General features: G+C 65.0%; 14 protein-coding genes and 1 tRNA gene. 9 read left to right on the top strand and 6 right to left on the bottom strand.

Annotation, left to right across the window (positions count from 1 at the left end):
* Window positions 1–15: 15 nt before the first annotated feature.
* From D6201_RS09210 to D6201_RS09195, 4 genes are all read right to left on the bottom strand, one after another.
* Window positions 16–1,602 (bottom strand): Y-family DNA polymerase, encoded by a 1,587-nt coding sequence (locus D6201_RS09210; RefSeq protein WP_199798184.1) that lies wholly within the window; start codon window positions 1,600–1,602, stop codon window positions 16–18.
* Entirely contained in the window at window positions 1,505–2,179 is a 675-nt protein-coding gene (locus D6201_RS09205) for an ImuA family protein (protein WP_120048520.1), read from the bottom strand. The genes D6201_RS09210 and D6201_RS09205 overlap by 98 nt, the downstream gene beginning before the upstream one ends.
* Window positions 2,180–2,249: 70 nt before the next feature.
* Window positions 2,250–2,326 (bottom strand) — tRNA-Arg (locus D6201_RS09200).
* 60 nt (window positions 2,327–2,386) lie between these two features.
* The gene (locus tag D6201_RS09195; protein ID WP_120048519.1) at window positions 2,387–3,583 is read right to left on the bottom strand and encodes a M20 metallopeptidase family protein; all 1,197 of its coding nucleotides are present in this window, start codon (window positions 3,581–3,583) and stop codon (window positions 2,387–2,389) included.
* Window positions 3,584–3,816: 233 nt separating this feature from the next.
* Between D6201_RS09195 and D6201_RS09190 the strand changes: the two genes are divergently transcribed.
* Window positions 3,817–4,848, top strand: coding sequence for a diacylglycerol kinase family protein (locus tag D6201_RS09190; protein ID WP_165853536.1), 1,032 nt, complete (start codon window positions 3,817–3,819; stop codon window positions 4,846–4,848).
* Complete coding sequence (locus D6201_RS09185) at window positions 4,845–5,729, top strand: hypothetical protein (RefSeq protein ID WP_120048517.1); 885 nt, start codon at window positions 4,845–4,847, stop codon at window positions 5,727–5,729. Before D6201_RS09190 ends, D6201_RS09185 begins: the two co-directional genes overlap by 4 nt.
* Before the next feature lie 40 nt (window positions 5,730–5,769).
* On the opposite strand, the gene D6201_RS09180 is transcribed toward D6201_RS09185, so the two are convergent.
* Window positions 5,770–6,264 carry a DUF2141 domain-containing protein gene (locus D6201_RS09180; protein WP_120049320.1) on the bottom strand — a complete coding sequence of 165 codons (495 nt, stop codon included), beginning with the start codon at window positions 6,262–6,264 and terminating at the stop codon, window positions 5,770–5,772.
* Between the two features lie 251 nt (window positions 6,265–6,515).
* Here D6201_RS09180 and rpe point away from each other — a divergent pair, with 251 nt between their 5' ends.
* The 7 genes from rpe to D6201_RS09145 all read left to right on the top strand — a co-directional run bounded on the left by rpe (window position 6,516) and on the right by D6201_RS09145 (window position 14,929).
* A complete protein-coding gene (rpe, locus tag D6201_RS09175; RefSeq protein WP_120048516.1) occupies window positions 6,516–7,181 on the top strand; it encodes a ribulose-phosphate 3-epimerase in 666 nt (221 codons plus the stop codon).
* A complete protein-coding gene (locus tag D6201_RS09170; protein WP_242447497.1) occupies window positions 7,178–9,064 on the top strand; it encodes a heparinase II/III family protein in 1,887 nt (628 codons plus the stop codon). The genes rpe and D6201_RS09170 overlap by 4 nt, the downstream gene beginning before the upstream one ends.
* 10 nt (window positions 9,065–9,074) lie before the next feature.
* Window positions 9,075–10,697, top strand: coding sequence for a bifunctional phosphoribosylaminoimidazolecarboxamide formyltransferase/IMP cyclohydrolase (gene purH, locus D6201_RS09165; RefSeq protein WP_120048515.1), 1,623 nt, complete (start codon window positions 9,075–9,077; stop codon window positions 10,695–10,697).
* Between the two features lie 230 nt (window positions 10,698–10,927).
* Entirely contained in the window at window positions 10,928–11,599 is a 672-nt protein-coding gene (gene msrA, locus D6201_RS09160; protein WP_120048514.1) for a peptide-methionine (S)-S-oxide reductase MsrA, read from the top strand.
* Between the two features lie 35 nt (window positions 11,600–11,634).
* Complete coding sequence (locus tag D6201_RS09155) at window positions 11,635–12,102, top strand: Fur family transcriptional regulator (RefSeq protein ID WP_120048513.1); 468 nt, start codon at window positions 11,635–11,637, stop codon at window positions 12,100–12,102.
* Between the two features lie 74 nt (window positions 12,103–12,176).
* Window positions 12,177–14,123, top strand: coding sequence for a 1-deoxy-D-xylulose-5-phosphate synthase (gene dxs / locus D6201_RS09150; RefSeq protein WP_120048512.1), 1,947 nt, complete (start codon window positions 12,177–12,179; stop codon window positions 14,121–14,123).
* 23 nt (window positions 14,124–14,146) lie between these two features.
* The gene (locus tag D6201_RS09145) at window positions 14,147–14,929 is read left to right on the top strand and encodes an alpha/beta hydrolase (RefSeq protein ID WP_120048511.1); all 783 of its coding nucleotides are present in this window, start codon (window positions 14,147–14,149) and stop codon (window positions 14,927–14,929) included.
* On the opposite strand, the gene D6201_RS09140 is transcribed toward D6201_RS09145, so the two are convergent.
* Complete coding sequence (locus D6201_RS09140; protein ID WP_120048510.1) at window positions 14,926–15,603, bottom strand: NnrU family protein; 678 nt, start codon at window positions 15,601–15,603, stop codon at window positions 14,926–14,928. The two genes, D6201_RS09145 and D6201_RS09140, sit on opposite strands and share 4 nt — an antisense overlap.
* Window positions 15,604–15,605: the final 2 nt, after the last annotated feature.

Below are 15,605 nucleotides of genomic sequence, written 5' to 3'. Positions count from 1 at the left end.
GTGCTCAGGGCGCGCTCAGGCGAACATGCCGTGCAGGAACCAGCGCGGATCGTCACCGCGTCCGTCCCCGTGCAGCCCTTCGCGAAACAGCCAGTAGCGCCTGCCCTCGCTGTCTTCGACGCGGTAGTAATCGCGCAGCCGCGCGGTCGATTTTTCGCGCCACCATTCGGGCGCAATCCGTTCCGGCCCTTCGTGACGGGCGATGCGGTGCGTCTGGTGCCGCCAGACGAATTGCGCCGGTGGACCTTCCGGCACGGCGTAGAGCACGCGGATTTCCTCGGGATGGCGCAGCATGCGCAGCGGGCGTTCGCGTTCGGGCGGCGGAGCGGGCGGCGCGGCCTTTGGAGCCAGCACACCGATCCACCCTTCGGCACGTTCGGGCACGTGGCTTTCGCGCGCCATGGGGCGCATGACCGCATCGGGGCCGAGCCGGGCGATCAGCCTGTCGACAAGCCGCGCCGCCGCGACGCCATCGGCCTCATCACCGTCCAGGCGCACCTGCGCCGGGGCGAGCGGCTCCGTCCACAGCGCTTCCATTGCAAAGGCATCGAAGCCGTAAAGCGGATCGAGCCTGTCCAGACGCTCATCGAACAGTCGCACCAGATGTTCGGGCGCGCGCACCGGGCTGGCGGTCGCCACCTCGACATATCCGACATCGCCATCGGCCCGGAACGCTTCGAACCGCAGCCGCCGTACGCCGTGATCCGCCGCATCGAGCTTGCCGCACAATTCCTGCAGCAGCGGCATGAGATGGGGATAGGGATCGGGCAGCGGCTCCGCCAATCGCCGCACGACGCGAAAGCGCTGCGGCGGCGTGGCGGCAACAAGCGGTTCCGGTGCCCGGCCGAGCGCCCGGTCGAGCTGCCGGAGCGGGGTTTCGAGCGGTTTGCCGCGCGACACCATCGTGCGGAAACGCCGGGCGAGCGAGAGGCGCGGCACGGCGGCGAGCTGGCCGATGGTCTTGAGGCCGAGCCGCCGCAGCAGAAGTACCGTTTCGGCATCGAGCCGCAATGCGGTGACGGGCAGCGGGGCGAGTGCTTTCTCCAACCCTTCGGCATGCTGGCGGATATTCCCTTGCGCCCCATGCCTCGCCAACGCCCAGGCCGCGCCATGCGTGGGGGCGACGGCAAGCCGCACGCCGTGCCCCAATCGGCGGAATCGGGAGACGATATCCTCGAGCATCGCCGCCTCGCCGCCCCAGAGGTGATCGGCCCCGCCGGTGTCGAGCACCAATCCGTCATCGCCGTCCACCGCGCTGGCGGGGCACCACCGTCGGCACCAGATTGCCAGCCGCGCAAGCCATGCAGCATCGCCCGCAGGATCGGCCTCCTCGACTTTCAGCGAAGGGTCCAGCGCGCGCGCATCGACGACTCTGACCCCGACCCGCGCACCGGCATCGCGCGCGGCGGGCGTTACCGCGTGGATGACGGGGCCATGCGTGTCTTCGCGCGACAGGACGATGGGGCCGGCCTCCACGCCGCCTTTGCCGCAGACAGCATGCGCATCAGCCTGCCGCCCGCCGCTTCCATTCGGGCGATGATACCGCAGCCAGCGCTCGATCGGCAGGTGCGGAATCCAGATGGAGACGATGCGCCGCGACATTATAGCGCTCCGCCCATTCGCCCGGCTTTCGCCAGCGGGCGCGGAAAAGCTCCGCAGACCAGCGCGGATCGCCTGGGGCCCTCGTGTCGTAGGGATGCGGGGCCGATGGCAGCGCCTGCACGCGCCAGCGTTCCCCCGCCGCGCTCAGATCGGCAGAGCCGTTCACCCGGATCAGCCAGGCGGGAATGCCGCTCTTCTCGGCGCGCATCATCAGCCGCTTGGTCGCGGTGAAGCCGAGCGCGGGCGCATCGCCCCACACTTCCCCCACCACTGCCGAAACGTCCGCGCATTTCAAACCTTCTTCCATCGTCCACAAAAGGTCCGCAGTGCGCGAAACGCACACCCGGATCATGTCGGGTGCGACACCCCAGCCCGCGAGCCCGCGTGGCGAGGGCGATCCCAGCTCAAGAAGCGTCATCCGGTCCTGCGCCCACAGGATGGGCTTGTTCGCAGTGCCGGCCGCGCCGAGGCGAGCGAGCACGAAGCCTATCCCGGCAGCATCCCTGCTGCTGGTGAACAGTTCGCACAGCGCCGCTTCGCGATACGGCGGCGCGGATCGAATCGCCTGTATGTTCATGAAATGTTCTAACCGCGAAACGGGCTGGTGAGTCAAGCCGCCGTGTGGGCGTGGAGGCGGTCATGTAAGCTGGCGCACCCGACAGGATTCGAACCTGTGACCTCTGCCTTCGGAGGGCAGCGCTCTATCCAGCTGAGCTACGGGTGCCTGAGCCAATCGACTGGCCAGGGGCGGTTAGCAACGCGCGGCGCGTCCGCCAAGCAAAAGCTATGCCCAACCGTCCGCCAGGAAATTACGCACGCATCCCGCGAGAAACGCGGCGCCCTTGGGCATCACGCTTTCATCCACCACCATGCGGCTGGAATGGAGGCCGCAGCAGCCCTGCCAATGCACGCCTTCGGCCGCGACGCCGAGGAAGAACATCGCACCCGGCACCTTTTCCAGCACGTAGGAGAAATCTTCCGCACCCATCGTCGGTGCGGGGCGGGTGGCCCACGGTTCCTCGCCGCCGAGCTCGCGCGCGACCTTTTCGCCGAGCACTACGGCGCGCGGATCGTTGATCGTCGGTGGGAAGCCGGGCGTGATCGTCACTTGCGCTTCGCAACGATGGGCGCGGGCGATGTTCTCGGCCACGTCGACCACCGCGGCCTTCACCGCCTCGCGCCGTTCGGGCGAGAGATTGCGCATCGTGCCCAGCATGTAGACCTGGTCGGGAATGATGTTGTTGTTGGAGCCGCCCTCGATCTTGCCGATGGTGATCACGCTCGCCTCGCTCGCGGCGAACCGGCGGGTGACCATGGCCTGCAGCGCGAGCACGATTTCGGCCGCCACGGGAACGGGATCGATCGCATCATAGGGCATGGACGCATGGCCGCCTTTGCCCTTCACCGTGATTTCCAGCATGTCGGCGGAAGCGAGCATCGCGCCGGAACGCCCCTCGATCCGGCCATGCGGCGCATTGGGCCAGACATGCAGCGCGAAGGCGGCATCGGGCAGCGGATCGAGCAGCCCGTCCTCGATCATGAAGCGCGCGCCGTGGAAGCCTTCTTCGCCGGGCTGGAACATGAACTGCACTTCGCCCGCCAGCCGATCCTGCTGCGCGGCAAGAATGCGTGCAGCGCCCGCCAGCATCGCCGTGTGCGCGTCGTGCCCGCAGGCATGCATCCGGCCAGGGATGGTGGACGCGAAATCGAGCCCGGTATGCTCATCCATCGGCAGCGCGTCCATATCGCCGCGTAGCAGCACGCTCTGCCCCGCTTCGGCGCCTTTCAGCACCGCCACGGCGCCCGTGCAGGATGGGCCTTCGCGCCATTCGAGCGGAAGGTCGGCGAGCGCGTCCTTCACCTTGGCCAGCGTTCTGGGCGTTTCGAGGCCCAGCTCCGGCTCTGCATGGATGGCCCGGCGCAAAGCGATAATGGCCGCTTCCTCGCCCTTGGCTGCGTCGAGCAGATTTTCGGTCAGCATCGCATTTTCCTTAGAGAGTCGCGCTCGGCAAGCAGCTTAGGGCCGAAACGTTGCAGCTTGCAACGCGCCTTTCGGCACCCATCTCGATCGCTTGCGCGGTGTAACCGACGCCGCAATGCGTGCGAATGTGTCCGCAGCGCATCGGTCGCGTTGCGCACGGACGACAATAAGGAACGTTTTGCGGCATTCCCCGTAGCTTTTGCGCGGGGTCGATGTGTAAGGGCGAGGAGAATATGCACGGAAGCGTTCATCTTTTCGAGAGCCTGCCCCAGGTGCCCTCGCCTTCCGCCGCCCCGAAAAGCGGCGGGCGGACGAGCGGGCGCGCCACGCCGCTGGTCGGCCTCATCCGTAATGCGCGCAGCCATCGCAATGAAGGCAACGTCCCGCACGGCTCGGAGCCGGAAAATGTCATCGCCACCGCGCCCGCCAGGCGCAGCGACCTGGCCGAGATCCTCGCCGACTTCGCGGCGCGCGGTGTGGATTGCATCGCCATCGATGGCGGCGACGGGACGGTGCGCGATGTGCTGACCTGCGGGGCGGGCGTCTTCGGCGAAAGCTGGCCGGCTTTGATCGTGCTTCCCAATGGGAAGACCAATGCGCTCGCTTCCGACCTGGGCATCCCGACCGGCTGGACGCTGGAAGAGGCGCTTGCCTCTCTCGGCGCAGGAAGCACCGTTCGCCGCTGTCCGCTGGTGATCGCCCAGCGCGACCACGATCGCAAGCAGGTGCGCGGCTTCATCATGGGCGGAGGCGTTTTCAACAAGGCTATCGCGCTAGGCCAGCGCAGCCACGATCTGGGTGCGTTCAACGCTGCCGTCGTGGGTGTAACCGCCGCGTGGAGCGTCGCGCAGGCGCTGCTCGGCCGGGCCGACAATGGCTGGCGGCGTGGCAGCCGGATGCGTGTGCGTTCCGGCAATGGCGTGGAGATTCCTCATCTCGGCGGCCTGCCCGAGGATGAGCGGTACCTGCTGCTTGCCACAACGCTCGACAGCTTTCCTGCCGGCATCACGCCATTTCGCGGTATCGAGGAGCCGGTGCGGGTTGCTCTGCTGGACAATCCACGGCGCGGATTGCTTTTGCGGCTGGCCGCGCTGATCCGCGGAAATGCGAGCGCGGCGACCAAACGTCGCGGCGCGCACGTCTTTGGCGACGAGAGCATCGAGGCGGAGCTTTCCGACAGTTTCATTCTCGATGGCGAAGCGTTCCCATCCGGGCATTATCGCATCCGCGCGGGCGGGACACTGCGCTTCGTCACACCGCAATGACGCTTGCCAGCCGGGTTGCGGCGGCGCTTTCCCAACCTGCTGACCCTGCCGTGACAGCTTTCGCTGCGCGTCTTGCCGAAGAGGCTGGCGCGCTGACGGTGCTCTTTTATGGCTCCAATTTGCGGACCGGATCGCTGGATGGAGTGCTCGATTTCTATGTTCTGCTGCCCGGCGAGGCGGAGCGAGGCATGTGGCCGCGCGTGTCCTACCGCGAATGGGAGCATCAAGGTGAAACTCTGCGCGCCAAGATCGCCACGATGACGCTGGCGAAGTTTCACGCCGCCGCTTCGGGAGCCAGTCGCGATACGACGATTTGGGCGCGCTTCGTGCAGCCGAGCGCACTCGTCTGGCAAAGCGATGAACGGGCAGGCGCGGCGGTGGCCCGCGCCGTGGAGGCGGCATGCATCACCGCGGCGCGGCTGGCCGTCGCCGTCGGCCCCGATGCAGGAATCGAAGCGGATTTCTGGCGCGCCCTGTTCCGCGCGACATACAAGGCAGAGCTCCGGGTGGAGAAGCCGGGTCGCGAGAATTCAATCCTCGAACTCAATGCGGCGCATTTCGACGGATTGTTGCCCGATGCGCTAGACGCTGCCGGGATTGGCTATGTGCGGCAGGCGGACACAATTCGCCCGCAGCTATCGAAAGTCGAGTGTCGGGAAACGCTACGCTGGTGGCGCAGGCGGCGGCGGCTCGGAAAACCGCTAAATATCGCGCGCCTGCTGCGGGCCACGCGGACGTTCGACGGGGCAGGCCGCTACGCTGCATGGAAAGTGCAGCGGCATACCGGTGTGGAGGTAGAGGTTACGCCGTGGCGCGAACGGCATCCCGTTCTCGCTGCGCCGGCCGTCCTCTGGAGAGTCTGGCGCAGGAAAAAAACCTGAGTTTGCACCCCCGCTTTCGCAGACCGCCCTCTGTCTGACGCTACATATACCGCATGCGGATGGTCATGCTCTTCACCTCGCGGCCCATCGCGAAGCGCGTCCGGTCGACGCCCGGGCGGCCGAGATTGAAGATATTGATGCTCGGATTGTTCGACATGCCGCCGCCATCCTGCGTCATGTCGGTGCGGCCATTGCCGTTCAGATCGTGGCGGATGGCGATTGCGTAAGTTCCGGCGGCAGGCGTGGGCATGCAGACCTGCATCGATCCTGCGCGGGCCGGCACTTCGATGCGGTTCAGCCATCGGCCACGCTCCAGCCAGTCGTCTCGCGTTCCTCGATATAGCTGAATGCGCAGCGTGCCGCGCGTTTCCTCGATCCCGGTGATATTGATCCACACCGCCGGGCCGCTGCCCTGGCACGGCGCGACAGAATGGCGCAGCTCCTGCCGATATTGCTGGGCGCCCGCTGGCGCGGCGAGCGCGGTCGCTGCAACAGCGGCGGTCGCAAGGGCGACAATACGTATCTTTGTTTTCATGGCGCGTATCATATCCATAATCGACGGGCGGGAAGGTCGCGCGCGGTGAACCGCCACGGCTCTCGGACGAGCGACCATGTGGCGAGCTCTGCACACTTTCCCGATATTGCGCGAAGCTTTGCAGGACTTGCGCTGAATGGAGGCTGAAGCGGCGCATTCGGCGGCAAGAAGCGGGAGTTTTCCCCCGTGAAGGTGGTAAATGCGCTTGCCGCTGCCTTGAGGCGCGATTCGCGCGTCTTTATCAGTGGGCCATGGCGCGCCCTCTCATATCCCCGTCGATCCTCTCCGCCGATTTCGCCCGGTTGGGCGAGGAAGTGCGCGCGATCGACACCGCGGGCTGCGACTGGATCCATGTCGATGTGATGGATGGGCATTACGTGCCAAACCTCACCATCGGGCCCGATGTGGTCAAGGCGCTGCGCCCGCACAGTGAAAAGACATTCGACGTGCATCTGATGGTGTCCCCGGTCGATCAGTGGCTGGAGTCATTTGCCGAGGCCGGGGCCGACATCATCACCATTCATCCCGAAGCGGGGCCTCACGCTCACCGCACGGTGCAGGCGATCCGCGGCTTGGGCAAGAAGGCAGGCGTGTCGCTCAATCCCGGCACGCATGAGGATTCGATCGACTATCTCCTGGAGGATATCGATCTGATCCTGGTGATGAGCGTTAATCCGGGCTTTGGCGGGCAGAGCTTCATCCACTCGCAGCTCGGCAAGATCGAGCGATTGCGCGGCACGATCGATCGCGCCGGGCTCGATATCCAGATCGAGGTCGATGGCGGGGTCAATCCCGACACCGCCAAGCTCTGCGTGCAGGCCGGCGCGGATGTGCTGGTGGCGGGTTCTGCCACTTTCAAGGGCGGCGAGGCACACTACGCTGCCAATATCGCTGCCCTGCGCGGGAGTGGGGTATGAATGCCGACACGCTCGGCCTGACGCGCCAGATGCGCGAGACGGCCGAGCCGGTTCGCGGCGATCACGCGCCGGAGGAGCTGAAGCAGGGCGAGCTCGCTATTCCTTTGAGCGACGCGGGCGAGCCGCTGGTCGAGGACACCGTTCAGCGCGACGAGATGCCGGACACCATCGCGGCCGATCGCTCGCTCGTCGTCACGGATTTCGATCCGCCTGCGCTGTCTCCGGGCGAGCAGATGATGCGGCTGGCCTATCGTCTCGGTGTACCCGGCCACACACTTGTTGCCCCGTTCCGCAAGCCCGCCCGCCCACGTCTGCTGGCGACCGTGGAAAGCCCGTTATCGGGCGATCCGGCGGCAGGAACGGCGTTGAGGGCCGGGCATTTCTACGTTCACGGCGTCAAAACGCCGATCGCGCAGGTCGATTTCGGCCCGACCGCAAAGCTCACTCCGCCCATCGAGCGCTGCCTGCACGGTTTTACCTGGCTGCGCGATCTCGATTCCTGTGCCCCGCGCGCCCAATGCACTTCCGTGGCGGAACGGGTTCTCGAAAGCTGGCTCGATGCCAATCCGCATCCCGGCAAAGGGCCGGCATGGAAGGTCGAGAACGCTGGACTGCGTCTGCTCGGCTGGCTCGTCCACGCGCCGCTCATCCTGTCGGACGAGAGCAGGGGGCTGCGCCAGCGTGTGCTCGATGCGGCTGGAGAGACCGCCCGCTGGCTCGATCGCAATGCATCCCGCACGACTGACAGGCTAGGCGAGACCGCGGCCTGGTGTGCGATTATCGCGGCAGGCCTATTGCTGCCCGACGGCAAGCCGCGCCGCCTCTATGGCGAAGCCGGTCTGGTGAAAGCGCTGGGCGAACTGGTCGGTGACGATGGTGGGGTGCTCTCGCGAAGCCCGGTGGCGCAAATCCAGGCGATCGCGATGCTGGTGGATCTGGGTGCCTGTTATCGGGCCGCGAAGCGCACCTTGCCGGACGCGATCGGCACCGTGCTGTCCCTTCTCGTCCCCCCGCTGCTCGCCCTGCGACACAGCGATGGTGGACTTGGAAACTGGCAGGGCGGCGCCGCTTTTCCTGGCGATTCCATCGCCGCTCTGGTCGAGGCGACCGGTGTGCGCGCCCGACCTTTGCGAGAGCCACGCGGCTGGGGCTATCAGAGCGTGGCGGCGGGGCCGGCCATTCTCCAGATCGACGCGTCTCCGCCGCCTCTCGCCCGTCACGCCCGCAATGGTTGCGCCTCCACGCTGGCCTTCGAATTCAGCTACGGCGATCATCGCTTGATCGTGAATTGCGGCGGATCGGCGCTTGCCGGAGGGCAGGTGCCGATCCGCATCGAGCAGGGCCTGCGCGCCACCGCCGCGCATTCGACCCTAGTGTTGGGCGACGCCAATTCCACCGCCGTTCTGCTCGACGGAAAGCTTGGCGGCGGCGTGGGCGAAGTCGAGATCGATATGCGCCCCGTGACGCTGGAAAGTGGCGGCGCGCGGCGGATCGAAACCTCGCATGACGGTTACGCCCAGCGCTTTGGCCTGCTGCACAAGCGCGTCCTGCTATTGCGCGATGACGGTGCGGAATTGCGTGGTGAAGACGTGCTCCTGCCCTCCGGTCGCAAGGGCAAGCGCGGCAAGGTGCCTTTCGCCATCCGCTTCCATATCGGCAGGCATGTCGAGGCGACCCTTGCCGACGGCGGGCGCGGGGCGAGCCTGCTTCTGCCCGATGGGAGCCTGTGGCAATTCGCGACCGGGGCGGAAGCGCTCGAGATCGAGGAGAGCATGTGGGTCGATGGCCATGGCCGCCCGCATCCGATACAGCAGCTGGTAATCCAGGGACTCGCCTCGCGCGGCGGCGGAAACTTCGCCTGGCTGCTCAAACGCATGGGATAGAATTCACGAAATGAGCGATATTGCGATCCGGCGGGCCCTCCTTTCGGTGTCCGACAAGAGCGGCGTTGTCGAACTGGCGGGTCGGCTGGCGAAGGCAGGCGTGGAGCTGATCTCGACCGGCGGCACGGCGCGAACTCTGCGCGATGCCGGGCTGGACGTGCGCGACGTTTCTGATGTGACGCAGTTTCCCGAGATGATGGATGGGCGGGTCAAAACGCTCCACCCGATGGTGCATGGCGGTCTCCTCGCCGTGCGGGACGATCCCGATCACGCCGCCGCGATGGAAGCGCACGATATCGGCTCGATCGATCTGCTGGTGGTCAATCTCTATCCATTCGAGGAAACCGTCGCGCGCGGAGCGAGCCGCGACGATATCATCGAAAATATCGATATCGGCGGCCCGGCGATGGTCCGCTCGGCCAGCAAGAACCATCACTACGTCACTATTGTCACCGACCCGGCCGATTATGGCGAGTTGATGGAAGAGCTTGCCGATCATGACGGCGCGACCACGCTCGCCTTCCGCACGCGCATGGCAGTGAAAGCCTTTGCCAAAACGGCGAGCTACGATGCCGCCATTGCGAACTGGTTAGCCTTCGGCGATGCGTTCACCAATCCGCTCGGCCCCGAAGCGCTGAAAGCAACGCCTTTCGCGGACACGATGCCGCTTGCCTTTACCAAGAAGGACGAGCTGCGTTACGGTGAGAACCCGCACCAGTCCGCCGCGATCTACGTGCCGCAGAGCGTAAATGCGAAAGGCATACCTCAGGCCGAGCAGGTGCAGGGTAAGGCGCTCAGCTACAACAATCTCAACGATGCCGATGCGGCACTGGGCCTGGTGGCGGAATTCCCCGCCGACCGACCCGCCGTCGTGATCGTGAAGCACGCCAATCCGTGCGGCGTCGCCGTGGCGGACAGTCTGCTCGAAGCGTGGGAAAAAGCGCTGGCCTGCGATAGCGTCTCGGCGTTCGGCGGCATCGTCGCCAGCAATGTCCCGCTCGACGGAGCGACCGCCAAGGCGATCACGCAAATCTTCACCGAGGTCGTCATCGCGCCGGGAGCCGACGTCGAGGCGCGTGAAACCTTCGCCACGAAGAAGAATCTACGTCTGCTGATGCTCGACGAATTGCCCGATCCTTCACGCGGTGGATTCGAGATGAAGACTATCGCCGGGGGCATGCTCCTTCAGTCGCGCGATGCCGGGCGCGTCGCTGCCGAAGATCTCAAGGTCGTGACCAAGCGTCAGCCGACCGAGCACGAAGTCGCAGACGCGCTCTTCGCCTGGAAGGTTGCCAAGCATGTAAAGTCCAATGCCATCGTTTATGCCAAGGATGGCGTCACGGCTGGCATCGGTGCGGGCCAGATGAACCGGCGCGATTCAAGCAGGATAGCCGCCGTCAGAGCTCGCGAAGCAGCCGAAGCGGCGGGCTGGGAGGAGCCGATGACGGTCGGCAGCGCGGTGGCCTCGGATGCCTTCTTTCCCTTCGCTGACGGCTTGCTGAGCGCGGTGGAAGCGGGCGCGACGATGGTGATCCAGCCGGGCGGCTCCATGCGCGACGAGGAAGTCATCGCAGCCGCCGACAAGGCCGGTATCGCCATGGTGTTCACCGGGATGCGGCACTTCCAGCACTGACCGAGCGCGCCGAAGCGTTGTGTCTGAACGACGCAATTCGGCGAAATTCAGAACTTCGAAAGTAACCCTTCGCTAGTCTGTAACGAAATTCAGCGCATACGCCATTTTCGATACGGACATCCCCCAATGGAACTTTTCAACTCCGAACTTTATCGCTCTTTCTTCCTGGGTTTCGGTGTAACCGCTGCCATACTGGTCGCGAATATCCTTCCGCAACTCGGAGGAGCCTGATGCTGAAGAAGACATTCGCCGCAGCCCTCGCGCTCGGCATTGCGACCACCGCCCTCCCAGCCACTGCGTCGGCCGAGGTGTTCGATGCGCCAGTGCCCGCGCGACAGGCGAGCGAATCCGGACTGCAGACTGCCATTTTCGCGGGCGGATGCTTTTGGGGCGTGGAAGCTGTTTTCAGCCACACGCGCGGCGTGACGAGCGCCGTTTCCGGCTATCATGGCGGCACTTCCGCCAATGCGACGTATGATCGCGTTTCCGGCGGCTTCACCCGCCATGCCGAGGCGGTGCGGGTGACGTACGACCCATCCGTGGTCCGCTATGACGAATTGCTGCAAATCCTGTTCTCGGTCGTCGCCGATCCGACGCTTGTGAATCGCCAAGGGCCGGACCGCGGCGCGCATTATCGCGCCGCGATCATCCCGCTGACAACCGAGCAGCGGGCGGTTGCGCGCTCCTACATCAATCAGATGGGCCGCTCGGGCGTGTGGGATGACCCGATCGCCGTGCGCGTGGAGGATCATCAGCGCTTCTACGAGGCGGAGGCCTATCACCAGGATTTCGCGCATCGAAATCCCAATCACGGCTACATTCGCCGCTGGGATGCACCAAAGATCCGCGCCCTTCGCGCGAACTTCCCGCAGCTCTACCGTTCGCGCTTTCGCACCGGCTGATTGCCGGGGGCAGCGCGCGCGCCTATATCGGGCGCATGGCTACAGTGCATCATCATCACCATGAACATTCCGGCGACCGGCTTATCGACGAGGCTGGAGCTGTCCTGAAGGATGCCGGCGAACAGTGGACCGCCATGCGGGAGGATGTCTTCCGCGTCCTTGCCGCACAGGACCGGCCTGCATCCGCATACGATATCGCCGAGGACGTCGGAAAGGCGCGTGGCAAACGAGTCGCCGCCAACAGCGTCTATCGCATCCTTGATCTCTTCGTGCGAACCAATCTCGCCAATCGTATCGAGAGCGCGAACGCTTATCTCGTCAACACACATCCTGGCTGTCGCCACGATTGCGTGTTCCTGATCTGCGACGATTGCGGGCAGGCTGACCATTTCGACGATGACAAGCTGACAGGCGCTCTCCGCTCCGCTGGGAGCGACCACGGCTATAGCGGCGTGCGCCCGGTGGTCGAATTGCGCGGTCTGTGCCGCGAATGCGCCGGATAGACTGCGACGGAACGTGCTGAATTGTCGATGAAGCGTTCATCGACAGGCCAGAAAATCGTTGGTAGAGCACTGGCATGACAGCTCCCCGCCCGAACACGCCGTTGCTCGATACGGTCGACACGCCAGACGATCTCCGCAAGCTCGAGACCGCGCAACTGCGGCAGCTTGCCGACGAACTCCGCACCGAAATGATCGATGCTGTCGGGTCGACCGGGGGACATCTCGGCAGTGGACTCGGCGTCGTCGAGCTTACGGTGGCGATTCACTACATCTTCAACACGCCCGACGATCGGCTGATCTGGGATGTCGGCCACCAGGCCTATCCGCACAAGATCCTCACCGGGCGGCGCGATCGCATCCGTACGCTGCGCCAGGGCGGCGGCCTGTCCGGTTTCACCAAGCGAAGCGAGAGCGAATACGATCCGTTCGGCGCGGCGCACTCCTCGACCTCCATTTCGGCCGGTCTCGGCTTCGCGGTGGCAAACAAGCTGAACGGCAAGCCCGGCAAGGCAATCGCCGTCATCGGTGACGGAGCGATGAGCGCTGGCATGGCCTACGAGGCGATGAACAACGCCGAGCAGGCGGGCAATCGCCTGATCGTGATTCTCAACGATAACGACATGTCGATCGCGCCGCCGGTCGGCGGGCTCTCCGCCTATCTCGCGCGGATGGTATCCTCCAGCGAATATCTCGGCCTTCGCTCGCTCGCCTCGAAATTCGCCAAGAAGCTCTCCCGCCGTGTGCATTCGGGTCTTGAAAAGGCCGAGGAATATGCGCGCGGTATGGTGACCGGCGGCACCATGTTTGAGGAGCTGGGCTTCTACTATGTCGGCCCGATCGATGGACATAACCTGGATCACCTTATCCCGGTGCTCGAGAACGTCCGCGATAGCGAGCAAGGGCCGGTTCTCGTTCATGTCGTGACAACCAAGGGTAAGGGCTACGATCCGGCGGAAAACAGCGCCGACAAATATCATGGCGTGCCGAAATTCGACGTTGTCACCGGAGAGAAAGCGAAATCGAAAGCAGGCCCCCCGGCGTATCAGAACGTGTTCGGCGAAACGCTCGCCAAGCTGGCCGAGACCGACAAGCGCATCTGCGCCATCACTGCCGCCATGCCGAGCGGGACGGGCGTCGACAAGTTCGCCGCCGCGCATCCCGATCGCAGCTTCGATGTCGGCATCGCCGAACAGCACGGCGTGACGTTTGCGGCAGGCCTCGCGGCGCAGGGCATGCGCCCCTTCGCTGCGATCTATTCGACCTTCCTGCAGCGCGCCTACGACCAGGTGGTGCATGATGTAGCAATCCAGAACCTGCCCGTGCGCTTCGCCATCGACCGCGCAGGACTTGTCGGCGCGGACGGCGCGACCCATGCGGGCAGCTTCGATGTCACCTATTTGGCCAGCCTGCCGAACTTCGTGGTGATGGCGGCTGCGGACGAGGCGGAACTCGCCCATATGACTTATACCGCAGCCGAACACGACAGCGGGCCGATCGCCTTTCGCTATCCGCGCGGCAACGGCGTTGGCGTGGACATCCCGGAAACGCCGGAATTGCTGGAGATCGGCAAGGGCCGCATCGTGCGGCCGGAAACCGGCGAAATCGAGAAGGGCGGCAAGGTCGCCATACTCTCGCTCGGCGCGCGTCTTGAAGAGGCGAAGAAGGCTGCCGACCAGCTGGAGGCCAAGGGCCTGGCCACCACCGTCGCCGATATGCGGTTTGCCAAACCGATCGATGAGGAAATGATCCGCAAACTCGCCGCTACGCACGATGTGCTGGTCACTGTGGAGGAGGCCGCGATCGGCGGCCTCGGCGCGCATGTGCTCACAATGGCGAGCGACGAGGGTCTGATGGATGGCGGCCTGAAAATTCGCACGATGCGGCTGCCCGACGTGTTTATCGATCAGGACGATCCGACAAAACAATACGATCAGGCGCGGCTCAACGCGCCGCATATCGTCGAGACCGTTCTTGGCGCGCTGCGGCATAATAGCGCGGGCGTCGAGGAGGCGCGCGCCTGAACCCGAAGCGCGGAGCCTCGCGGATGCTCGGCGTTGCCGCCCTCGTCTTGGCGACGATCTATCTTGGCGCAGTCGTGCTGGCATGGATCTTTCAGGAGCGCCTGATCTATCCCGTGCCGCCGGTCGACAATGGCGTACCGCCTGGCTTCGTGCGTGTAACTTACCGCACCGATGACGGCTTGGACCTTAAGGCAGGCTATCGTACTGCCGCGCCGGGCAAGCCGACCCTTCTGTTCTTCCACGGAAACGGCGCGAGCTGGCAATCGACGGCGATGGTCACCGAGGACCTCGCCGCGTCGGGCTTCGGAATACTGGCGGCCGAGTATCGAGGATACTCGGGAAATCCCGGCTCCCCGTCGGAACAGGGCCTATATCGCGATGGTCGGGCGGCATGGCGCTGTCTTGCCGAGCGAGGTGTGACCGATATAGTGCTGGTCGGCAATTCGATCGGTTCTGGCGTCGCGGTCCAACTAGCGAGCGAGGTGGAGGCGAGCGCGCTCGTCCTCATCTCACCTTTCGACAGCCTGGAGGAGACGGTGTCGCGCCGCATGCGCTGGCTGCCGGTCCGGATGCTGCTTCGCGACACTTACGACAATGCCGGTAAGCTTGACGAGATTGCCGAACCGGTTCTGATCCTCCACGGCGAGGGCGATACGCTTATCTCGCTCGATCAGGCCCAGACCCTGGCTGCTGTGCGGAATAGCACGGTTATGGAAACCTATCCGGGCTGGGGCCACGACCTGATCGTTCACACGCCGATACAGCAGCGTATCGCACGGTTTCTCGACGAGCAATCGAAGCGCTAGAGCCAGCTCCAAATGCCAGCAGGGACGCCTCTAAGCGGCATATGCGCCCAGCTGATGGCGAGCCACGCGAGAATGGCGGCCACCCAAAGCTTCCAGCCAACGGCGCGGAAACCGGCGAGCCGCGGCAGGTAAGTGGTCCGCGCCTCCCTTGATCGCCAAGCCTCGCCCATCAGAGCCCGCTTCTTCCGATCCTGCAAATGCGCGCCGAGCAGCGCCAGTGTGAGGATCGCCAATGCGAGGACATTGGTGCGCCAGCTCCACCACAGGATCAGATGCGAGACAGCCCAGAGTGCGAAGCCCCACATCATGGGGTGCCGCGTGACGCGAAAGACGCCTTTCACCGCCTTCCCTGCCTGCGATGCGGCTCCGGGAACGGGCAGGGCCGGGTTGCGAGGTGTTATCGATCCGAGAAACAGCACCAGCGCGGGGAGTGTCAGGATCGTCGCGGCGAACCATCCCACGTTTCCGCTTCCCGGCAAATCCGCCGCGGGCGCCGCTCGGAAAGCGAAATACATCCATACCAGCGCGGCGACGCTGACGGCATTGTAAAGCAGCTGAAACCCGCCCTCGCCGATCGCGCCGATCAGCGGAGCGCGCAGCGGATGCGATAGAGCGATATGCGTCCCGACAAGTGTCAGGCTGGCGGCGATCAGCGAGAGGAGCGCCGCGTCCATCG

The sequence above is a fragment of the Aurantiacibacter aquimixticola genome, from assembly GCF_003605475.1.
Taxonomy (GTDB): Bacteria; Pseudomonadota; Alphaproteobacteria; order Sphingomonadales; family Sphingomonadaceae; genus Alteraurantiacibacter; species Alteraurantiacibacter aquimixticola_B.
Note: the sequence above shows the minus strand (reverse complement) of the source record. Positions and strands in the feature narration are given on the sequence as shown.